At 32.8% G+C, this 22,114-nt stretch carries 17 protein-coding genes; 2 read left to right on the top strand and 15 right to left on the bottom strand.

Going from position 1 to position 22,114, the window contains the following annotated elements; genetic code table 11:
- Window positions 1–53 precede the first annotated feature (53 nt).
- Entirely contained in the window at window positions 54–290 is a 237-nt protein-coding gene (locus AQ1689_RS05065; protein ID WP_058886048.1) for a hypothetical protein, read from the top strand.
- 73 nt (window positions 291–363) lie between these two features.
- Here the strand turns inward: AQ1689_RS05065 and AQ1689_RS05060 are convergent, their stop codons facing one another.
- The 5 genes from AQ1689_RS05060 to recO form a co-directional block, all read right to left on the bottom strand.
- Window positions 364–2,016, bottom strand: a complete 1,653-nt coding sequence (locus AQ1689_RS05060) for an SGNH/GDSL hydrolase family protein (protein ID WP_101955375.1) — start codon at window positions 2,014–2,016, stop codon at window positions 364–366.
- A 4-nt stretch (window positions 2,017–2,020) separates the two neighbouring features.
- A complete protein-coding gene (locus AQ1689_RS05055) occupies window positions 2,021–4,816 on the bottom strand; it encodes a TonB-dependent receptor (protein ID WP_101955374.1) in 2,796 nt (931 codons plus the stop codon).
- A gap of 245 nt (window positions 4,817–5,061) precedes the next feature.
- Entirely contained in the window at window positions 5,062–5,334 is a 273-nt protein-coding gene (locus AQ1689_RS05050) for a DUF3817 domain-containing protein (protein ID WP_058886050.1), read from the bottom strand.
- A gap of 12 nt (window positions 5,335–5,346) precedes the next feature.
- Window positions 5,347–7,827, bottom strand: a complete 2,481-nt coding sequence (locus AQ1689_RS05045; protein ID WP_101955373.1) for a TonB-dependent receptor — start codon at window positions 7,825–7,827, stop codon at window positions 5,347–5,349.
- A 3-nt stretch (window positions 7,828–7,830) separates the two neighbouring features.
- Complete coding sequence (gene recO, locus AQ1689_RS05040; RefSeq protein WP_101955372.1) at window positions 7,831–8,562, bottom strand: DNA repair protein RecO; 732 nt, start codon at window positions 8,560–8,562, stop codon at window positions 7,831–7,833.
- A 389-nt stretch (window positions 8,563–8,951) separates the two neighbouring features.
- Here recO and AQ1689_RS05035 point away from each other — a divergent pair, with 389 nt between their 5' ends.
- The gene (locus AQ1689_RS05035) at window positions 8,952–11,318 is read left to right on the top strand and encodes a TonB-dependent receptor (RefSeq protein WP_101955371.1); all 2,367 of its coding nucleotides are present in this window, start codon (window positions 8,952–8,954) and stop codon (window positions 11,316–11,318) included.
- Between the two features lie 89 nt (window positions 11,319–11,407).
- Here AQ1689_RS05035 and AQ1689_RS05030 read toward each other — a convergent pair whose 3' ends face one another.
- The 10 genes from AQ1689_RS05030 to AQ1689_RS04985 all read right to left on the bottom strand — a co-directional run bounded on the left by AQ1689_RS05030 (window position 11,408) and on the right by AQ1689_RS04985 (window position 22,110).
- A complete protein-coding gene (locus AQ1689_RS05030) occupies window positions 11,408–11,803 on the bottom strand; it encodes a hypothetical protein (RefSeq protein ID WP_101914136.1) in 396 nt (131 codons plus the stop codon).
- 1 nt (window position 11,804) lies between these two features.
- Window positions 11,805–12,329, bottom strand: a complete 525-nt coding sequence (locus AQ1689_RS05025; protein ID WP_101955370.1) for a hypothetical protein — start codon at window positions 12,327–12,329, stop codon at window positions 11,805–11,807.
- A 97-nt stretch (window positions 12,330–12,426) separates the two neighbouring features.
- Window positions 12,427–12,693, bottom strand: a complete 267-nt coding sequence (locus AQ1689_RS05020) for a heavy-metal-associated domain-containing protein (RefSeq protein WP_101914134.1) — start codon at window positions 12,691–12,693, stop codon at window positions 12,427–12,429.
- 26 nt (window positions 12,694–12,719) lie between these two features.
- Entirely contained in the window at window positions 12,720–13,106 is a 387-nt protein-coding gene (locus AQ1689_RS05015; protein WP_101955369.1) for a rhodanese-like domain-containing protein, read from the bottom strand.
- Between the two features lie 206 nt (window positions 13,107–13,312).
- A complete protein-coding gene (locus AQ1689_RS05010; protein WP_101955368.1) occupies window positions 13,313–14,719 on the bottom strand; it encodes an MBL fold metallo-hydrolase in 1,407 nt (468 codons plus the stop codon).
- 8 nt (window positions 14,720–14,727) lie between these two features.
- Window positions 14,728–16,455 carry a SulP family inorganic anion transporter gene (locus AQ1689_RS05005; protein ID WP_101955367.1) on the bottom strand — a complete coding sequence of 576 codons (1,728 nt, stop codon included), beginning with the start codon at window positions 16,453–16,455 and terminating at the stop codon, window positions 14,728–14,730.
- A gap of 1 nt (window position 16,456) precedes the next feature.
- Window positions 16,457–17,503 (bottom strand): Holliday junction branch migration DNA helicase RuvB, encoded by a 1,047-nt coding sequence (ruvB, locus tag AQ1689_RS05000; protein WP_101955366.1) that lies wholly within the window; start codon window positions 17,501–17,503, stop codon window positions 16,457–16,459.
- Between the two features lie 181 nt (window positions 17,504–17,684).
- The gene (locus AQ1689_RS04995) at window positions 17,685–19,454 is read right to left on the bottom strand and encodes a cytochrome c oxidase subunit I (RefSeq protein WP_101914129.1); all 1,770 of its coding nucleotides are present in this window, start codon (window positions 19,452–19,454) and stop codon (window positions 17,685–17,687) included.
- 30 nt (window positions 19,455–19,484) lie between these two features.
- The gene (locus AQ1689_RS04990; RefSeq protein WP_101914128.1) at window positions 19,485–20,492 is read right to left on the bottom strand and encodes a cytochrome c oxidase subunit II; all 1,008 of its coding nucleotides are present in this window, start codon (window positions 20,490–20,492) and stop codon (window positions 19,485–19,487) included.
- 34 nt (window positions 20,493–20,526) lie between these two features.
- A complete protein-coding gene (locus AQ1689_RS04985; RefSeq protein ID WP_101955365.1) occupies window positions 20,527–22,110 on the bottom strand; it encodes a quinol:cytochrome C oxidoreductase in 1,584 nt (527 codons plus the stop codon).
- Between the last annotated feature and the right edge of the window lie 4 nt (window positions 22,111–22,114).

The raw sequence follows: 22,114 nt of genomic DNA, 5'->3' as shown, positions 1-22,114 counted from the left end.
ACCTGTATTTACACGGTAGGATTTTTTACTTTTGTCCTATTAAAATCAAAATAATGAAAACTGCATTAAAAATATTATTCATCATCTTTTTACTTTGGATGTTTACAGGGGCTTATCTTTTAAATACCGAGCATCCGATAGCACAAATTGTAATGGGGCTTGGCGTTTTATACATGGCTTTTATATTAATGCCTATATTTATTTATTATCGATATAAAGATGATAAGTATAAAAAATATATTATCAATGACAACAAAATAAAAGAGTGGATTGACAACAGTAACGAATAAAACAAAAACGGCTTCATTTAAAAAAATGAAGCCGTTTTTATCCTAAAAATAGTATTTTAATAATACTACTTTCTTACTTTAAAGTAGCCGCGTAACCTGTTGGGAAATCAGCCGCTTTAGCCAATCCATTTGTTGCGCTTTCAAAGTTAGATCCGTAGGTTTTATCAATTGCCTTTAGCATTTCATTTGCCATTAAAGCATAGCCTCTAGCTGTTAAATGAACGCCATCTAAACTCACCAAACCGCCTGTAACAAAACTAGTTGTCATGTTATAATTATCAAAATCTAAACCGCTAGTAGCCGCTTGTTTTAAAATTGCGTTAAAATCGACAAAAGCCAAGCCTTTTTGAGTTACAATATTTTTAATTGTGCTGTTATAAGCAGTGGTTGCCGTTTTAACTTTTTCAATTTCTTTGGTTGTTAATACCCACTTATCGGCTAATGGTAACGAAACTCCTTCTACAGAAAACATTCCTGCTAATTGTGCTGGCAACCCTTGGCTCAATAAAAATTTCACTGAATTTGCATTTACTTTACCAATAATGTTACTGCTTGGTAAGACTAATAAATCATCGGCTGTTGCTTGTCTTGCCTGCCCGTAGTAAGTTCCTAATAAACCTGCTACTTTTTGCAAGGTGCTCGCATCGGTAGGCAAACCAAAACCAGCTACAAAATCAGTAAAAGTAGGGCTTGCTAATAATGTTCCGATTATTTGTGCTGTTTTATCTTCTAAAGCTTCATCTTTTATAACTACCGGATTGGCGGCATCTGTTACAAATACAATAGCACGTTCTGGTACGCCAATAGCTTCAAATACTCCGTTAATTGCACCAAATACATTGTTTAAAGTAGGTATTTGTGTACCAAAAGCAGGATCTGCAGGGTTTAAAGGAGCGTAGGGCACTGTTGTAAAATAAGGAAGTGATGTAACCTCAGGTAAATTAGCGACAACTCCTTTAGCACCATTGCTTGTTAAAGCTGTTACAGTTGTTGAAAAAACACTTGCAAAAACAGTAGGATCTGTTATGTCTGTACTGCCATAAGTTGCTGGGTTTAAATTTCCTTTTTGATCAACACCAACACCTCCTGAAACAGCATAACTTAACACGTCATTTCCACCAATTTCTGATAACGAAAAGAAGGTTGGATTCTGTGTAATTACATCTTCTAAAACACTTGCCATTGGCGATGATGCCATTCTTATAAAATAAGGATTTGCGTTTGGTAACCCCGCTAATGCACCATAACCTTTTACTCCTAAATGATAACTTTTTAAACCAGAAACTCCCATATTATTGTAAGTCCCTACTTTAATATTTGATATTTCTGTAGTTGGTGTTACTCCTAACATTACAGGTACTGATCCATTAAAATAGAACCTAGGTGCTCCTTCTATTTTCCCACCAATTGTAAAGCCACCAAAATTATCGCTCATTAATGGCTGGGTAAATTTACCACCGCCTGCCATCGCAAATTTAGATGCTAAGGTTGCTGGAAATGAGTTTTTTTGAGCTGCTTTAAATACTGCTCCATCTGTATATCCTGCGGTAAAAGATGCGCCTACTGCTACATAATTTGAAAAATCAGCACTACCTGATTCTAAAGAAATTATGGTTTCTTTTTCATTTTTTTCTGTAATTGGATCTAAATCATTATTTACATCACAGGCTACCAACCCAATAAAAACTACCGATAACCATGTATATTTTAATGTCATTTTTTTCATTTTTTTAGTTATTTATTGTCCAAGAAATAAAGAATTGAGATCCTATTGCTCCAATACCTGGTGCACTAAAATATTCTTTTCCTGTTAAATTAGCACCTCCTAATTTAAATACTGATTTTAAAAAAGGAATTTTATAATTTACTTGCGCATCTAATACTGTTCTAGCAGCTACAGCTCCTTCAAAGAAAGATGATTCCCAGTAAAAATCATTTTGCCATCTTGTACTTACATTAAAACCAAAGTTTTTAAACAAGTTGGTTTTACCAAACTGTATTTTAATTTTATGTTCAGGAGTATTAAATCCTGCTTGAAAATCGGGGTCTGAGCTTTGATCAAAATCAAATTTAGACCAGGTATAATTTACCCCTAAATTAAATCCTTTAAAAACTTTTGTGCTTAAACCAAGCCCTACCCCATAAGAAGTAATAGCTGCCGATGAATTTGTTCTAAATCCAACGCCTGCAAAATCACCATTTTTTAAGGCTAATAAAGCTAAATCACCTTCGCTTACATTTGGTAACACACTTGGCAAACTACTGCCCGCTACACCATAAAAAGGAACGGCTATTTTTTTTAAGGCGATAAAGTCTTTATAATCGTTATAATACATGCTAAAATCAATACCTACTTTACTTTCTGATACTGCGACTACCCCACGATACCCTATTTCATAAGAAGTTACTTTTTCAGGTTTTACCAAATCAAAATTAGCCTTGGTAGGTGTTTTGTCTATAATAGAACTTTCTGAAAAAGCATTGGTAAAGGCATCTCTACCTGTATATGTTGTTTCAGAATTAATTCCTGGAATTTGTTGCCCTGCAATACTAACAGGTAAAGGCGAAGAAGTAAACCTATCTAAATTATCTTCAGAAGTACCAATTAAAGTTCCGCCTCCTGTTGCCAAACCGATGTACTGATCTTGCGTTGTTGGATTTCTAAAACCTGTTTGAAAAGAGGCTCTTAAATTATGATTTTTCATTTCACCTGCGGCATAGGCTAATGACAAACGAGGAGAAATATTTCCATCGAAATTTTTTGCTTTATCATAACGAACAGAGGTGGTTAATTTTAAACGATCTTCCATCATTTTCTTTTGAAGTTGGGTATATAAACCATATTCATCATAATCAATTAAGCTATTCTGATCTGTGAAAATAGTACCGAATGAGTTCAAATTAAATTGTCGGTACGAACCGCCAACTTGTACCTCTGCCCAATCAATATAATCACGTAAGTTTAAATTTGCATCTACATGATATAAACTTGTTTTATCTTGAAATTTTGAACCCTTTGTTAAATCTGGCTCATTAGTTACTTTATTAAAAGCGGTTGTCCCTGGAATTAAACGCCCTGTATCTGCTGCTTTTCTAGCATTAGCATGCGCTAAAGAAGTGTCTATATTAGGGTTGCCAAGTACCGAATTCGCATAGGCTGCTATATAATCGCTAAACCAGTTTTTATCCGATTTCCATTCTCTGTTAATATTAATGGCTGTAAAACGAGTATCGTAAGAATCGCCAGCATCTTCACCGGTATAATATCCTCTTATAAAAAAGTTTTTTCCTTTAAATTCTAATTTATGTTGCTCCATAAAAAAGTTAGAAATATTATACCTGTTCTGCCCCTGATAAATAGTATTTCCTGTACCATATTTCGAATTCCATATAATTTCTAAACGGTCATTTCCCCAAGGACGATAATGTAATGCTGCGCCAAATTTAACACTTTTTGCTTCGTTACTCATTAAATCGACTTCGTTATAACCCGTTCTGCTTACTCGAACGCTCGGAATAATTCCTAAGCCTGAAGCAGTTCTTATATTTGTTCCAACCTCATCGCCATATACATTTAAACCATCATAATCTGTCCTAGAATTTCTATCTCCTGGTAAATATGTTCCACCAACACCTGTGGTATTTCTAGTGTCTGTTGCATGCCATTCTTCTCCTTTTAAATATGATAATGTTGCTTTTACGGCAAATTTATTATCAAAAGCATGTGCCATTCTAATACTTGTATCGTGGTAAGGATTATTGCTCGCAGCCTGCTGACTTGTAAAACCTGTTTTATATACAAAACTAATTCCTTGATCTTCAAAAGGACTTTTACTGGTCATTAACATAATACCATTAAATGCGTTTGCGCCATACAAAGCAGATGCTGCTCCTGGTAATATTTCAACGGTTTTAACATCTAATTCCGACATTCCTAACAAGTTTCCTAAAGCAAAATTTAATGCAGGAGAAGCATTGTCCATTCCGTCAACTAATTGTACAAAACGCTCATTAGCAAAAGAGGCAAAACCACGTGTGTTTACCGATTTGAATGTTAATCCACTGGCATTTATATCAACTCCTTTTAGGTTTTCTAAGCCATCATAAAAAGATGCAGAAGCGGTGTTTTTAATAGCCCTTGAATCAAAACGCTCAATCGTTACTGGCGATTCCATTACACGCTCAGGAGTTCTTGATGCCGAAATTACAACCTCGTCTAAAGAAGTTGCATTTTCGGTTAAACTAACCACCACAACTTGATTATTTTTTGTTATTTCGATGGTTTTAGAGTGATATCCTATAGATGAAATTTTTATAGTAAAAGGAGGAATATCAACTACTTTCATGGTAAATTTCCCATCAAAATCAGTAGAAGTTCCTACAGCTTTCCTTAAAACCTTAATGTTTGCTCCTGGTAATACTCCCCCAAGAGATGCGTCATTAACGGTACCTTTTATGATTGTTTGAGCAACCATTGTTGCAGTGCTCAGTAGCACAAATGCAATAAGTAATAGTGTTTTTTTCATAATTTATAAATAATTAATTTATTAACGCTATTGCAAAATACACTTTTTTTATCAATAACAAATTCGGTACTACTTAATTATCAGCAACATACTTTATCATAGCACTATTTTAAGTGCTTTTTTTAAAATAAAATAATGTTTTTTTAAAACAGCGATAAGGGTTTTCAATACTACAAAAGCGATACTTTACAAACTAAAAAAGTTTATAAAATATCGCTTTAAAATATTTTGTTGATAAATAAAAACTACGCTTTTAAATATTTTCCAACAAAGAAAGTTCCGAAAGGCAACAATGATAATCCGCAAATAATTCCGAAGGTTTTTGTGTTCCATTTCTGTGAAGATTTTAACATAATTGCTAAAATTATGTAGGCTACAAATAGTACTCCATGAGGCATTCCTAGCATTTTTACATAGCTTGCATCGCCTTGTAAATATTTAATAGGAACAGCTATAAAAAGCAATAATATATAAGATATTCCTTCCAATAAACTTACAATTTTAAAAATATTAATCATCTGTATTTGTATTTAAAAATTAGTTAATAACGATATTGAAATATTTCGCCCCGGTGCTGAAATTCCTGAGGCAAATTCTTTATAATGCGCATCCAATAAATTACTGAATTGGCTTTGTATTGAAATGTTTTTATTCAGCGTATATTTAGCATGTAAACCAAGAGTCATCCAACTTGGCGTACCATAATATTTATCAATATCAGCGGTCGCATTTTGGTTGATAATTGGCGTTTGTTTATGATTGTCAATGCCTTCTTCTAAATTAGAATCCGCAATATTTTTTTTAGCGTTGAAAATAAAATTTACGCCACTTTCTAATTTATTATCGGCATAACTAAGCTCAAAACGACCAAATAAAGGCGGAATTGACGAGAGTGGTAATTTCGTATCGTAAGCACGTCCTTTTGTATAGGTAAAAGAACCTGAAGTTTTCCATTTTTCAGCTAATTTCCCCTGATAACTCACCGTTGCACCGGTAATATACGCCGTTCCTTTATTTACATTTGCTACAATAATTCCTTGTTCTTCATCGTATAAAATTTTTGAAACGCCCCCGAGCATAAAGGTTTCTCTATAGATGTAATTATTCAATAAAGTATAGTACACATTTGCGCCAATTCGAAACTTTTTATTATTAAAATATTTTTGAACACCAAGCTCTGTATTGTAGGCATGCTCTGGCTTTAAATTGATATTTGGCACGGTAACTTCACCATTTTTTTCTCTTACTTTTCCTACATCATCAATATTTGGCGCGCGAAACCCTGATGACAACACCGCATTTAATTGCCATGTTTTAAACGGCTTATACACATAGCCCGCCGTAAGGGTTAATGCGTTGTTATTTAAGCAAATATCAGTGCTTGGCAATTTTACAAACGCCTGATTTATCCAGCGAGCATCTAATTGAGTATTGGTAAATCGAACCCCCGTATTTAAGGTGGAATTATATGAAATATCTTGGCGATAATCTAAATACATTGCCGAACTAAAATAACTACTTCCACCGTCAGGATAGCGAGATTGCACCATAAAACTATCATTAAAACCGATACTTTTATCCGTAGATATTTTTAAAGTTTTGCCATAAGCATTTGAATTTACATCATTATAAGCAAGTTCTAAACCATAACCTAAATCACGTTTTTTAGCTAAAGGAACTGTAAAATCGGCATTTGCGCTATATACCTTTACATTTTCATTTTTATAAGACCGCGCTAAACTTCCAAATTTTCGTTGAATACGGCTTTCTTTAATATTTTGATATGCTAAGGTAATCGTACCTTTTTCCAACCATTTTATCTTCGGATTAATCGCTAACTGCGAAGAAATTAACAGCCTTTTTTGAGGACCATAATACCATTGGGCAAATTTTAAACTGCCATTTTTTTGTTCCATTAATTTATCAAAGCGTGGAATATCTGATGATGTTGAATATTGAAAATTAAATTTTAAATCAGTATTTTTTGATAGCGGAATAAATAATTTCTGCAAAAAATCAGTTTGGCTAAACCCTGTGTTTTTCTGTAAATTTATATCTTTATTTTTCGTCGGATTTTCAGTGTAATTTCCGTTTAAATTATCAGAATAAAAAAACACTTTGCCCCAAGTATCAAAACCATGTGCTCGATTTTTCCCCATTTTTAAATCGCCAAAACTACTGTGTGAAATATTGGTCAGCGATGCCCATTTTTTAAACTGTAATTCTGTAGTTACTGAATTTGTAACTTCATTATTTACCGAACTATATCGCAAAAAACTACTTCCTTTTATATTACTTTTTTTATTTTTATTCGATAATTTAAATAATTTCGGCGTTTTCGTATAATAATGAATTACACCGCCAAGCGCATCCGAACCATAAATAACCGATGAAGGACCAAAAACCACTTCTGTTCTTTCTAATAAATTAGGGTTTACGGTAATCGAATTTTGCAAATGTCCCTTTCTATAAATAGCATTATTCATGCGAACGCCATCGACAACCAATAAAACACGGTTACTTTCCATCCCTCTAAGCACAGGACTTCCGCCACCAAATTGTGATTTTTGCACTTTAATTCCTGGAATACTCGCTAGTAAATCAGCCGATGTTTGTGGCGACACCTTTTGAATATCTCTTAAAGAAACAACGGCAATTTGTTCGGCAATTCTATTGGTTTTTTCTTTGTTTTTAAAAACAGAAACAATAATTTCATCTAATTGTTCTGAATATTTTGATAAATAAACCTGATACTTATTTTTTTTTAATATTGATTTTTTTTCCTGAAAACCCGCATACGAAACATGTGAAAAAACAAGCACTTCGGATGCTTTAAATGCCGAAATATTTACAAAACCATCAACACCACTAATTTCAGCGATTGTTTTGTTTTTATTAAACACCGCTACCCCGTCAATTGCTTCGCCTGTTTGGGCATCAACAATAGCAAGCTTTTGTGAGAAAATAACGATGCTTGTAAGTAAAAAAAATAAGAGTATAATTTGCTTCATAAATCAACTAAACACGGTTTCTAAAATAGCTAATGATTTTGGCTTTTTAAAACCCTCCAAATGTAATTCAAAATATCGAATTATAACCCCAAGGATGGTCTGCCTTTCGTTTTTATGGTACGAAATAGTGTGTATAGCATCAAAATTTATACCTAACAGCTTTTTAAAAAGCAGTAATTCATTTCCTGTGAGTACTAATTTCTCATAGGTTGCTGTTGTAAATCGTCCTTCGGATAAACTAAAAGCAGGTTTATTCGCTTGAGAAACATCAGGATAAAACCCTAAAAATTTTGATAAATTCAACAAAAATAATAAGTGAAAATTCGCAACATCACTATGCGTATCTAACCAAATTAAACTCGTTTCTATATACTGGTATAAAACGTCATTTTTTTCTTCTTCTTTAATAATATTTGTTAATATTTCTGATAAAAAAAGTACGATAGACTGCTTAACAACCGAAGTATGAATATGGGTGTAAGGATAAATAACCTGAGCTTCTTTTATAGAACTTAAAACATTTTTATTCCTATTTTGATGATGCTTTGCCTGAATAAGTAACTGTGTTAATTGCTGAAAATAAGCTTTTTTAAGTGTTCCTTTTCTTGATTTTAAAACGCCTCGGATAAGGTAAGAAACCATGCCGCTTTCTAAAGTAAAACAAGTTACAATTAAACTGGTATCGCCATATTTAATCGCCCTCAAAACAATTGCTTTTGTAGTAATTAATGCCATTAAATTGACCTTTTAAAATAATGAATAATTGTTATATCTTTTCAAAGATATTTAATAATAACCCGCTAAAAAAACCCATCGTTAATTAATGTTTTTTTAATAAAAAATAAGATAAAAATAAGCTTGTTTTTATGCCATTCAAAAATTGAATCATACCTTTGCAATGTTCTCTTAAAGGGGTGCCAAATATCGGCTGAGATCACACCCAATGAACCTAGAACAGGTAATGCTGTTTAGGGAAAAAACATATTGCAAAGCACTAAAATCATCTTATAAAAAAGGGTTTTAGGGCTTTAAAAAATGCTATGATGTTATCAAATTAATTATTCAAACAAAAAGAATAATTGCCTCTTTTTATTCGATTTTTATTTATAAAAAAAATGAGACAAATGTCTTTTATTCAACAACTTAAAAGCATCGCTTTTATAATCGTATTATGTAGCAGTTTTGCCGTAAATGCGCAAAGTTTTATTTTATCTGGTAAAATAATTAACAACAATCAAGAACCTTTAAATGGTGCTTCTATTGTTCTTAAAAATTCAAAAAAAGGAGTTTCTTCGGATAAAAAAGGGAACTTTAAACTGAATTTATCCAAAGGAACACATCTTTTAGAAGTTTCTTATATCGGATTTAAAACAGCACTAAAACAAATAGAACTTACCAATAACCAACAAATTACCATTCAATTATCCAAAGAAAAAAACGTATTAGATGCTGTTTTAGTAAATGCCGTTCGTGTGCAAGCAAACGCTCCTGTAACACATTCAAATATTTCAAAAAAACAACTTGAAAAACGTAATTTAGGGCAAGATATTCCTGTTTTATTAAACTACTTACCAAATGTCGTTTCTTCTTCGGATGCTGGGGCTGGCGTGGGTTATACCTACATGAGCGTTCGTGGTTCGGATGCTACAAGAGTAAATGTAACCATTAACGGAATCCCTTATAATGACTCTGAAAGTCAAGGAAGTTATTGGGTTAATTTAGGCGATTTTGCATCGTCAACTCAAAGTTTACAATTGCAACGTGGCGTAGGAACTTCTACAAACGGTGCAGGTGCTTTCGGGGCAAGTTTAAACATTTTAACTGATGGGATTTCTGAAAAAGCGGGCGGAGAAATCTCAAATGCTTTTGGGTCGTACGGAACAAGAAAACATACCGTAAAATTTACCACAGGAAAAATAAACGAGCATTTTGAATTAGCAGGTCGTTTGTCAAATATTTATTCTGATGGCTATATTGACAGGGCTTCTACCGATTTAAAATCGTACTTTTTACAAGCAAGTTACACCAATAAAAATACTTTAATAAAAGCCATTGCCTTTGGCGGAAAAGAAGAGACTTATCAAGCTTGGGATGGAATTTCTGCAAAACAATTAAAGGAAGATAGAAGACAAAATCCATTAACATACGATAACGAAGTTGATAATTATAATCAAGACCATTATCAATTGCATTGGAACGAAAAATTAAGTCAAAACTGGGCAACAAATCTTGGTTTAAATTACACCAAAGGAAAAGGATATTTTGAGCAATTTAAAGGAGAAAGTGCTGTTTCAAAATATAATAATTTGGTAAAAGCTACAGCAACCGATTGGTACGGAACTCCTGCCACCGATTTAATTGTTCGCCGTTGGTTAGACAATGATTTTTATGTAGCTAATTTTAACGCCACTTATAATAACGATCAACTAGAAATTATTTCTGGTGGTTCGTACAGTTACTATGAAAATGACCATTTTGGAGAAGTTATTTGGGCGAAAGAATTTGCTGATAATGCAAACATCAGAGATCGTTATTACGATGGAACATCGACTAAAAAAGATGCGAATATTTTTACGAAAATATCATTTAATATTACCGATGATTTAAGAGCTTTTGTTGATTTACAAGGACGATTTATCAGCTATAAAACAAACGGTTTAACCTCTAAAAGAAAAGATTTAAACGTTGATAAAAACTTTAATTTCTTTAATCCAAAAATAGGATTTACCTATACTTTAAACAATCAAAATAGCTTTTACACTTCTTTTGCCAGAGCAAATAGAGAGCCAAACCGAAGCGACTTTAAAGGCGGAGTAACTACCCACGAAAGTTTAAATGATTATGAATTAGGTTGGCGTTTAAAAACGAAAACCATCAAATTAAATACCAATATTTACTTTATGGATTATCAAAATCAGTTAGTTTTAACAGGTGAAATTGATGATACTGGCGATGCGTTGCGTAGTGCAAGTGGTAATAGTTACCGAGTTGGTGTAGAAATGGATGCCAATATACGTGTAAATGATAAATTTTCAATTGGTCAAAATGTTTCGGTAAGTCAAAATAAAAATGTTGATTTCGTTACTAACAGAAACGATAAATTACAAGAATTAGGAAATACCAATATTGCTAATTCACCAAATATTGTTACAGGAAATTCATTAACTTATCAAGTATCAGAAAATTTACAACTAGCATTTTTATCGAAATTTGTAGGCGAACAATATTTGAGTAATACCGATACCGAGGCGTCTAAATTGAGCAGTTATTTTACTAGTGATTTTAATATCATGTATGAATTAAAAACCAAATCAATTTTTAAATCGATTGTATTTACAGGGGTTGTAAACAATGTTTTTGATAAACAATATGTCGATAGAGGCTATATTTATTTAGATACTTGGTCGAAAGCTGGAACAACTACTGAAATTCAAGGATATTATCCACAAGCTACGATTAACTTTTTAGCAGGAGTTACTTTTAAGTTTTAAGAAATAATTTTCTTTTTATACAAATAAAAATCCCAAGCTTTAAAAACTTGGGATTTTCTATTTATTGAAATGCAATAATTACTTGATTTTTATACTCTTTCTTTACATTCTTTTTCAATTAACTCTAAATTTTTTAGCGCTTTTTCAGCTACAGATTTCGATATTTTATAAGATGTATATCTTGCATTTTTAGAATTATCACTTAGCCATTTGTATTTAATAGCGGTGTCAAAAGTTAATTTTTCTTGACAAAGAAACTCTCTTGTTTGATGTAAATTATCAGTCTTATATACTTTTTTAACATCAAATAACTCACTACAGGTTTTTCCTTTAATAGTGGTTGGCAATAAATTATTTTCAATAAAATGAATTGACGAATAAAAAGAAGTTGTAACCACCCAATCAAGATACGTTCCTTCCTTTAATAACTGAATAGATAACGCTTTATTTCTTTGGGCGTGTTGTTCTTTATTTTGTTTTGCCATACTAAAAAATAGTTTCTTGATACTGAAATCCATCAGCCGATAATAAATCTATATCTAAGTTTTCCGAACAAGACAAACTCATTTCTAACGTTGTATTATAATCATTTTTAAAATCTTTCTGTAATTCAAAAATTTTACGATATGCTAAATTAATAAATTCATCATTTAACATTAATTCTTCTTCAATGGCAATAATTACTTTTGGATATTCAGAAAAAGCATTGATATAAAAAGAGTTGATTTTAAACTTTTCTTTATGTAATAAGTCAATTAATTTGTGTGTGTCTAAATATATCTGAGTTGATTTACGTACAAATTTCTCAATAAATTGCTTGTTATAATCTTCAATTACATTGGTCTTTGCAATTTCTTTTCCGTTGTTAAATCCTTTTGTATAAGCATCTGCAACTACGTCTGTATGATAATAGCCATCTACTTTTTTATCTTTAAAATTATCTTTATTTTCTTCTAGATATTTGTAAAAACTCTCTGTATTTCCTTGTTTTTTTAATGTAGCTAATCCCATAATTTTGTTTATTAAAGTTTATCAACTTTTACGATATTATTTTATCCAGCCGTTTTACAAAGATACAAAACAATATAATTCAATTTAATGAGGTTTTTTACTTATTAATTTTACCAACAGCACAACTCACAAACGATTTTGCTTTGTGTAATACTGTGTTTTCACTTCCAACTTCAGGATATCCTAATTTTGCTAATTTTTCTTTGGATAAAATCAAACTTTCTTGGGTTGCATTTAAAGTAACCAATGATTTTTCTACATCAACTTTTACCTCATTAACGCCTTGAATTGCTGTTAATCCGTTGATAATTGTATTGGCACAACCGCCACATTTTAAGTTTTCTATATAAATTTCTTGTGTCATGCTTTCTTTTTTTTAGTACTTAATTACTACTTTTTTGTTGATGTAAATTTTTGATAATCAATATATCCACCTAAGATATTATAAACGTCAAAACCTTGTTTTTTTAAACGTACTGATGCCGCTACACTTCTTCTTCCTGATCTGCAATACACATAAACAGGCTTTGTTTTATCTAATTTTTTTAAGGCGATTTCTTCAAAATCATCAGCAAAAACATTGATCATTATTGCATCTTTAATAATACCTTGTGAGCATTCTTCAGGGGTTCGAACATCAAGCAATTGAATCTTTTTTTCAGTTTTTAAAAGTAACTGTAAATCAGCAACTGTAGTATTTTTGATATTATTTTCTTGAGATTTACACGATGTAAAAACCGTAAAAATTAATGCGATGAATACTAAATATTTTTTCATTTTTATTTTCTTTTAAGAGCCTGTTTAAAAATTAAATTCTCGGCATGCTGAATTATTTCAGCATCGCATCAACAGGAAAACTACGGCAAATCAGGATGTGAAACTGAACTAAATTCAGTTTGACAGATTCGATTCCTTATTTTTATGTTATATTTTTTTTCAGATGAAATTTAAGCAGGCTCTAAATGTTTTATCTAAAAAATCTATTATTTTAAAGTTGATGGACAAACAGCAACTGTTCTCTCAATACTTGTTTTTCGTATCGCTGCAAAACCTCCTGATACATCAATTACATTATGATATCCTCTTGCTTTTAATATTGATGCCGCAATTACCGAGCGATATCCGCCTGCACAATGCACGTAAAAATCTTCGGTTTTAGGAAATTCTTCAATATGATCGTTTAAAAAATCTAAGGGTGTGCTTGGCACATCAACAATGTGTTCTTTGGCGTATTCACCAGGTTTACGAGCGTCAAAAACAAGGGCTTTCTTGCTTATTGCATCTTCTAAAACATCCGCAGAAACAGAACGTAAAGTATCAATTTCTTTATCCGAAGCTTTCCAAGCGTTAAAACTTCCTTCTAAATATCCTAAAACATTGTCGAATCCTACGCGTGATAAACGGGTAATTGCCATTTCCTCTTCTCCTTCGGGCGTTACCAATAAAATTGGTTGTTTTACATCTTTAATTAAAGCACCTACCCAAGGAGCAAATGTTCCGCCTAAACCTATAAAAATTGATCGTGGAATAAATCCTTTTATAAATTCTGATTGATGACGCACATCCAAAATAATTGCCTCGGTTGTGTTAGCTATTTTTTCAAAATCGGCTACCGATAAACTTTTTGCACCGTTTTTGATAACGTCATCAATAGATTCATATCCTTCCTTGTTCATTTTTACATTTAAAGGAAAATAGGCTGGCGGCGGCAATAACCCGTCGGTTACTTCTTTTATAAATTCGGCTTTTGTCATGTTTTCACGCAACGCATAATTGTTTTTTTTCTGATCACCAATTGTTCCGATGGTTTCTTTGCTTAGGTTTTTTCCACAGGCCGATCCTGCTCCGTGTGCTGGATATACAATTACCTGATCTTCTAATGTCATAATTTTAGTACGCAAACTATCATACAGAAAACCTGCTAAATCATCTATTGTTAAAGCACCTTTTTGTGCTAAATCTGGGCGACCAACATCACCTAAAAATAAGGTGTCGCCACTAAAAAGAGCGTGGTTTTTTCCGTTTTCATCTTTTAATAAATATGACGTACTTTCCATGGTATGCCCTGGTGTATGCAGTGCGGTAATGGTAATTTTTCCGATTTTAAAAACCTCGCCATCTGTTGCTATATGCGATTTATAAGTAGTTTTTGCCGTTGGTCCGTACACAATTGTTGCCCCTGTTTTTTCGGCTAAAGTTACGTGTCCACTTACAAAATCGGCATGAAAATGAGTTTCAAAAATATAGTTGATTTTTGCAGTATCTTGTGTTGCTTTTTTGATATACGATTCTACCTCTCGCAATGGATCGATAATAGCTACTTCGCCTTCACTTTCAATATAATAAGCACCTTGTGCTAAACAACCTGTATAAATTTGCTCTATTTTCATAATGTTAATTATTTATACGCTTGATGTATATATTGAGCGTATTTTTTTTGATTTTCGTTATTTCCTGTTTTAAAAAAATGTACTGCGCCATTGGCACGCATAAAAAAATAATCTAAACTTACCACCTCTAATACGCCACCTCTAAAAAGGGCATCTCTTACAGGTCCTTTTACACCTGCAAAATAAAAGGCAATATCTCTTTTATGATAGTATCGAATACGTTCTTTTAGCATTTCTACGCCTGTACTATCAACTCTGTTAATACTTTCGGCATCTAATACAATTAGTTTTAATGCACTGCCTTTTTCTTCGGATATTTCGTCTAATTTATCTCGGAAATAAGTACAGTTTGCGTAAAATAATTGAGCATCAAAACGAAATACTAATACCTCTTTATCTGTAATTACTTCTTCAAACCTGCTTTTATTTCGATAAAAATCAGAATTTGGTACTTTTCCTAATTCGGCAACATAAGGTCTTGAAGTTCTATAAATTAATACAACTAATGATAAAACTACACCTATTAATATCCCTGGTTCTATACCAAAAAATATCGTAGCTAAAAAAGTAGCGATCAACAGCCAAAAGTCTAAATTATTAGATTTCCAAAGTTTTTTAGCTTCCGATACATTTATCAGATTAAATACTGCTACAATAATAATTGCAGCTAATATCGTTTTTGGCAAATGATAAAATACCGGGGTAAAAAAAAGCAAGGTAAGCACTACAATCAATGCCGATACAATTGCTGAAACACCTGTTTTACCGCCAGCTTCTTCGTTTATCGCTGAGCGAGAAAAGCTTGATGTTATTGGGTAAGACTGAAAAAAAGAGCCCGCGATATTGCTTAATCCTAAGGCAATTAATTCTTGATTTGGCTGTATTCGGTACTCATCTTGCTTTGCTTCAAGAGTTTTTCCTATCGATATAATTTCTAGATAACCAACCATAACTAGGGTTGCCGCAATGGGTAATAACTCTCTAATTAAAGCGAGGTCTATTACCGGAATTATCAATGTAGGCAAGCCTGAAGGAATGTCTTTTACAATGGCTACATCGGTTAGGTAATTGCCAAAGAAACGAAGTGTTATAATTCCTAATGTTACTACAATTAACGCATTTGGTATTTTTTTATTGATTTTTCTAAGAATCATAATAATCAAACAGGCTATGACTCCTATAATAGTTGTTGCTATTTTAAAATCAGCAATTTTATATATAATATCTTCTAAAAGAAGCTGAACTTGATCGCTTTGTAAAAAATTAACCCCTAGTAAATTCCGAAATTGATTTAAACCGATAATAAGCGCTACCGCCGATGTAAAACCAATAATTACAGGTCTTGATAAGAAATTAACTATAAATCCTAAGCGAAATACGCCCATTAAAAATTGTATGCTTCCCACCATTAATGCTAATAAAATAGCGATAGCGATATAACTTTCAGACCCCATTAATGCCAAGGTAGAAACGCCTGTTGCTACAATTAATGAATCCATTGCCACAGGACCGATTGCTACTTGGCGTGACGATCCAAAAATAGCATATATTAATTGTGGCACTAAAGCGGCATACAAGCCATAAATAGGTGGTAGTCCCGCAATTAGAGCATAAGCAATTCCTTGCGGGATTAACACCGTTGCTACGGTTATACCTGCTACAATATCAGTTTTTAATCCTGATTTTTTATAGTTAGGCAACCATTGAAATATAGGTATTATTTTTTTTAGTTTCATTTTAAAAAAGTTCGCCTTTCGTTGAATTTTTCACTAAATTTCTTGTTAAATCTCTTGTTATTCCTAAATGTTTATAAGCCAAATCGGTAACTTCTCTACCTCTTGGGGTACGCATTATAAAACCTTGTTGTATTAAAAAAGGCTCATATACCTCTTCAATAGTTTCGGTATTTTCACTAACTGCCGTTGCTATTGTACTAAGCCCTACAGGACCACCTTTGAATTTATCAATAATGGTCGTTAAAATTTTAGTATCCATTTCGTCCAAACCATTTGCATCAACATGTAATGCTTTTAGGGCGTAGGTTGCTATTTCAATACTGATGCTTCCGTTTCCTTTTATTTGAGCAAAATCTCGAACTCTTCGTAATAAAGCGTTTGCAATACGAGGTGTTCCTCTACTTCTACCTGCTATTTCAATGGCCGCTTCCATTGATATTGGCACGCCTAAAATATAGGCACTTCGCTCAATAATAGTGGTTAATAATTCGGTTGAATAATATTGTAAACGACTGCTGATACCAAAACGAGCTCTCATCGGAGCGGTTAATAACCCTGAACGTGTGGTTGCGCCTATTAACGTAAAAGGTTCTAAATGAATTTGGACGGTACGGGCGTTAGGCCCCGACTCAATCATGATATCGATTTTATAGTCTTCCATTGCTGAATATAAATATTCTTCAACAATAGGACTTAATCGATGGATTTCATCAATAAATAACACATCACGTTCATCAAGATTTGTTAATAACCCTGCTAAATCGCCTGGTTTATCTAAAACAGGTCCTGAGGTTACTTTTATTCCAACACCTAATTCATTGGCTAAAATATGAGCCAAGGTGGTTTTTCCTAATCCTGGAGGTCCATGAAATAAAGTATGGTCTAAAGCTTCTTCTCGTTGATTGGCTGCTTCAACAAATATTTTTAAGTTTTCAATTGCTTGATCTTGACCTGCAAAATCATCAAAGGAAAGTGGGCGTAGTTGTTTTTCTACATCCAGCTCATCGCTTGAGAAATTGGTGTTTTCAGGGTTTAAGTTTTCATTCATATAATTACAAATATACTTGAAATATACTATTTGGTTTGTAATAATTGTTACCTAGTAAATTATCAATGCTAAGATACATATTACTTAGGTAAAATATAAAATACATCAAAACAGTTCTAAAACAAAAAAGCCTTCCAAAATTTTGGAAGGCTTTTTTTAAACTTTTAATAAGTTTTATATGTTAAGATGGTTCTTCACCTTCTAATAATGGTGTGGTTTGTAATACGAAATCTTCTCCGTGAACATACTCATCATTTTCATCAACTTTACTGTAGTCATAAGCCCAACGGTGAACTTCAGGAATAGCTCCTGGCCAGTTTCCGTGAACGTGCTCTACTGGTGTAGTCCACTCTAAAGTATTTGATTTCCAAGGATTCATCGTTGCTTTTTGACCTCTGTACATTGAAATAAAGAAGTTTGCTAAGAATAGTAACTGAGCTGCTCCTCCTAAAAATGCCATTAATGTCATAAATACGTTAATTTCAACTAAATCGTCAAACATTGGAAAGTTTGAGTTTGTATAATAACGACGTGGTAAACCAGCTAACCCAACAAAGTGCATCGGGAAAAATACTCCGTAAGCAGCAATTATGGTTAACCAAAAGTGCCAGTAACCTAATGTTTTATTCATCATTCTACCATACATTTTAGGAAACCAGTGATACACACCAGCAAACATCCCTAATAAAGCAGATACTCCCATTACTAAGTGAAAGTGAGCTACTACAAAGTAAGTATCATGTACGTTAATATCTAAAGCAGAATCTCCTAAAACCAATCCTGTTAAACCTCCTGTTACGAAGGTAGAAACTAATCCGATAGAAAATAACATCGCTGGGTTTAATTGTAAGTTTCCTTTCCAAAGTGTGGTTACATAGTTAAATGCTTTTACTGCCGATGGAATAGCAATTAATACCGTTGTAAAGGTAAATACCGATCCTAAGAAAGGATTCATTCCTGATACAAACATATGGTGACCCCAAACAATTGTTGATAAAAACGCAATTGCCATAATAGATCCAATCATTGCACGGTATCCAAAAATTGGCTTACGTGCATTTGTTGAAATTACTTCAGATGTTAACCCTAATGCTGGTAATAAAATAATATATACTTCCGGGTGTCCTAAGAACCAGAATAAGTGTTCAAATAATACTGGCGATCCTCCTTGATAGTGTAATACTTCTCCAGAGATAAAAATATCTGATAAGAAGAATGATGTTCCAAAACTTCTATCAAAAATTAATAATAATGCCGCTGATAATAATACTGGAAATGAAACTACTCCAATAATTGCTGTTACAAAAAATGCCCACATTGTTAATGGTAATCTGGTCATTTTCATTCCTTTTGTACGTAAGTTCAAAATGGTAACGATGTAGTTTAATGATCCGATTAATGAAGAGGCTACGAAAATTGCCATCGATACTAACCATAAGGTCATTCCTGTACCCGATCCTGGAATTGCTTGTGGCAATGCCGATAATGGTGGATAAATTGTCCATCCTGCCGATGCCGGTCCTGCTTCTACAAACAATGAAATTATCATAATTACTGATGATAAGAAAAATAACCAGTATGATACCATGTTTAAGAAACCAGAAGCCATATCACGAGCTCCAATTTGCAATGGAATTAATAAATTCGAAAAAGTACCACTTAAACCAGCAGTTAATACGAAAAACACCATTATTGTACCGTGAATTGTTACCAGTGCTAGGTACATATCAGGATCCATAATCCCATCAGTTTGATGGTTTCCTAAAAATGCTTCTATGATTGAAAAAGAAGTATCTGGCCATGCTATTTGTAAACGAAATAACATAGACATGAATCCCCCTATAATCCCCATAAATATACCCGTAACAAGAAATTGTTTCGAGATCATTTTATGATCTTGACTAAAGATGTATTTAGTTACAAATGTTTCTTTGTGATGATGATCTGACATAATCTATTATATATACTTTTAAAAAATATCTTATTTAATAACTTGCGCTAATGTTTTTTGTTCTGATAACCACTTGTCATAATCTGCTTGTTCAACAACAGTGATTTTCATTTGCATATTGTAGTGAGATGCACCACAAATTTTATTACATAACAATAAATAATCAAACTCATAAGGATCTTCTCCTTTTGCTTTTCTTATTTTATTGATTCCATCGGTTTTTGCAATAACCTCAGTACTTAAACGCATTTCTGCAGTGGTGTACTTTGGTGTAAAGGCAAATTGAGTAATCATTCCTGGTACACAGTTCATTTGCGCTCTAAAGTGAGGCATATATGCAGAGTGCAACACATCTTGAGAACGGAATTTAAAAACAACCTTTTTACCTTTTGGTAAAACCATTTCGGTAACTTTCTTGTCATCTTGTGCTTTAGGGTCAGACATATCAACTCCCATAGAGTTAATACCTTTAATAAAGTTTACGTTTCCTAAACCTAATTCATTATCTGCTCCTGCATAACGTGCTTGCCAGTCAAATTGTCTTGAATATACTTCAATTACAATTGGATTTTCATCATCACCAACATACATAATATTATTCCAAGCCCATAAACCATATCCAATTAATATAACAATTGTTACCGCTGGGATAACTGTCCATATTAATTCTAAAGTATGACTATCGGCATAAAATAATGCTTTTTTACCTTTTTTCCCCCTGTATTTGTAAGTGAAAAAGAAGATTAAAAATTGCATTCCAAATTGAACAATACCGATTAACCAAAAAGTAATGTTAAATAAATTATCATCGTGTTCTCCTTCAATAGAGGCCGATTCCGGTAACATAATTACGTTCATTGCAATTAAGCAGTAAACCATCATTGCATAGAAAAAAATTAAAAATCCTATGGCAATTTTACCTTGTGTTTCATTGTCTTTGTCTGTAGCTATTACAGAACGTAGATTCATGATACGTGTAATTTGCCAGAAGCTAACTCCTATTGCAATTGCTATGAAAATATAAAATAAAGCGAGCATATTATCTAAACTATTTGTTTATTAATTATAATTATTAATGATGATTACTATCTTCTCCTCTGTGTTCGATATTATAGTAATGGTGTGTTTCACTTTCATGTAAGAAAGGATTCCCTTTTGCTAATGGATTTGCTTTTGCAAATGCGTTAAAAGTAGCAAATATAAACAATCCTAAGAAGAATAAAATTCCACTTATTTCTCCAATCCCAAATCCGTATTGAGCGCCAACTGTTCCTGGCATAATCATTACGAATAAATCTAAATAATGACCTGCTAATATTACAACTCCTCCTATTGTTACAAACCAAGGTACACTTTTAAAGTCACTATTGATTAATAATAATATCGGAAAGATGAAGTTCATAACTACCATTGCTAAAAATGGTACTTTGTATTCATTAAAACGCAATAAGAAATAGGTTGTTTCTTCAGGAATATCAGCATACCAAATTAACATAAACTGCGCAAACCATAAATAGGTCCAGAATACTGAAAAACCAAACATATACTTCGCTAAATCATGAATATGACTATCGTTTACAAATGGTAAAAAACCTTTTGCTCTTAAGTAAATTGTTACAAAAGCAATTACTGTTAATGCTGATACTAAGAAAGTAGCTAATACATACCATCCAAATAATGTAGAGAACCAGTGTGGGTCAATTCCCATAATCCAATCCCAAGACATCATTGATTCTGTTATAAGAAAAAAGAATAAAAATACTACAGAAATATTGTAATTTCTCATGTGTAATTTTAAATCTCCATTTTCTTGTTTGATTGATCCTTTTCTAATGATAAAACGATATACATTCCATACCGTTAAGTAAAAGACACTTCTCATTAACCATCCAGGTGTATTTAAAAACCATTTTTTTCCATCGATAACAGCATCATAATTTGCATGTTGCGGATCAAAAACTCCCTCGTTCATCCAAGGAAATAAATGATTCATGTGCATAAATGTTGCTATTAAAAACAATAACATAATAACACTTACATAGTGTAAATTCGCTGTAATAGCCTCCATTACTCTAAATAACACCACAGACCAACCTGCTTGTGCAACTCTTTGAATTGCATAAAAAGCCAATACTAATAATGTAACTCCTAAAAAGAACATTAACGCTACAAAAAATGCTGCCCAAGGGCGATTTTGCATTTGGTGAAAAGCATGTTCAGCATGTGCGTCATGGTTTTCGGCATGAGCATCAGTAGTACTTGCGTGCACTACAGCTTCAGCGTGTTTTTCTGTTGCTTCTACAGCATGTGTTGCAGATTCAGTATGAGCAGTTGTTGCTTGTTCTGAATGTACTTCTTTAACTGCTTGAGTGTGTATTGCTGTAGTATCAGCAGTATGTGTCTCAATTGTTTTTTCTGAATGTTTTTCAACCTCAGTATGTGCTTCTTTTTTAGCTTCTTCAATATGAGGTACAGCTACTGCATGTGCGGTATCTGTAGCATGCTCATTGTGATGAGCACCATGTTGTTTTGCTAAAATTGCCTTTGCCTCTGTTAACGTTTTAGGTGCCGACATAAAACTGATGGCAGTACCTAACGCTCCTAAAATCATAAGAGCAATAGCAAGTATTTTTAATTTTCCTGTAAACTGGTACATATCT

This window comes from Tenacibaculum finnmarkense (assembly GCF_900239185.1).
GTDB lineage: Bacteria > Bacteroidota > Bacteroidia > Flavobacteriales > Flavobacteriaceae > Polaribacter > Polaribacter finnmarkensis.
Note: the sequence above shows the minus strand (reverse complement) of the source record. Positions and strands in the feature narration are given on the sequence as shown.

Excerpts from the sequence above, each read along its gene's own strand:
- AQ1689_RS05065 (WP_058886048.1), top strand. The coding sequence starts at position 54 with ATGAAAACTGCATTAAAAATATTATTCATCATCTTTTTACTTTGGATG.
- AQ1689_RS05060 (WP_101955375.1), bottom strand. The coding sequence starts at position 2,016 with ATGAAAAAAATGACATTAAAATATACATGGTTATCGGTAGTTTTTATT.
- AQ1689_RS05055 (WP_101955374.1), bottom strand. The coding sequence starts at position 4,816 with ATGAAAAAAACACTATTACTTATTGCATTTGTGCTACTGAGCACTGCA.
- AQ1689_RS05050 (WP_058886050.1), bottom strand. The coding sequence starts at position 5,334 with ATGATTAATATTTTTAAAATTGTAAGTTTATTGGAAGGAATATCTTAT.
- AQ1689_RS05045 (WP_101955373.1), bottom strand. The coding sequence starts at position 7,827 with ATGAAGCAAATTATACTCTTATTTTTTTTACTTACAAGCATCGTTATT.
- recO (WP_101955372.1), bottom strand. The coding sequence starts at position 8,562 with ATGGCATTAATTACTACAAAAGCAATTGTTTTGAGGGCGATTAAATAT.
- AQ1689_RS05035 (WP_101955371.1), top strand. The coding sequence starts at position 8,952 with ATGTCTTTTATTCAACAACTTAAAAGCATCGCTTTTATAATCGTATTA.
- AQ1689_RS05030 (WP_101914136.1), bottom strand. The coding sequence starts at position 11,803 with ATGGCAAAACAAAATAAAGAACAACACGCCCAAAGAAATAAAGCGTTA.
- AQ1689_RS05025 (WP_101955370.1), bottom strand. The coding sequence starts at position 12,329 with ATGGGATTAGCTACATTAAAAAAACAAGGAAATACAGAGAGTTTTTAC.
- AQ1689_RS05020 (WP_101914134.1), bottom strand. The coding sequence starts at position 12,693 with ATGACACAAGAAATTTATATAGAAAACTTAAAATGTGGCGGTTGTGCC.
- AQ1689_RS05015 (WP_101955369.1), bottom strand. The coding sequence starts at position 13,106 with ATGAAAAAATATTTAGTATTCATCGCATTAATTTTTACGGTTTTTACA.
- AQ1689_RS05010 (WP_101955368.1), bottom strand. The coding sequence starts at position 14,719 with ATGAAAATAGAGCAAATTTATACAGGTTGTTTAGCACAAGGTGCTTAT.
- AQ1689_RS05005 (WP_101955367.1), bottom strand. The coding sequence starts at position 16,455 with ATGAAACTAAAAAAAATAATACCTATATTTCAATGGTTGCCTAACTAT.
- ruvB (WP_101955366.1), bottom strand. The coding sequence starts at position 17,503 with ATGAATGAAAACTTAAACCCTGAAAACACCAATTTCTCAAGCGATGAG.
- AQ1689_RS04995 (WP_101914129.1), bottom strand. The coding sequence starts at position 19,454 with ATGTCAGATCATCATCACAAAGAAACATTTGTAACTAAATACATCTTT.
- AQ1689_RS04990 (WP_101914128.1), bottom strand. The coding sequence starts at position 20,492 with ATGCTCGCTTTATTTTATATTTTCATAGCAATTGCAATAGGAGTTAGC.
- AQ1689_RS04985 (WP_101955365.1), bottom strand. The coding sequence starts at position 22,110 with ATGTACCAGTTTACAGGAAAATTAAAAATACTTGCTATTGCTCTTATG.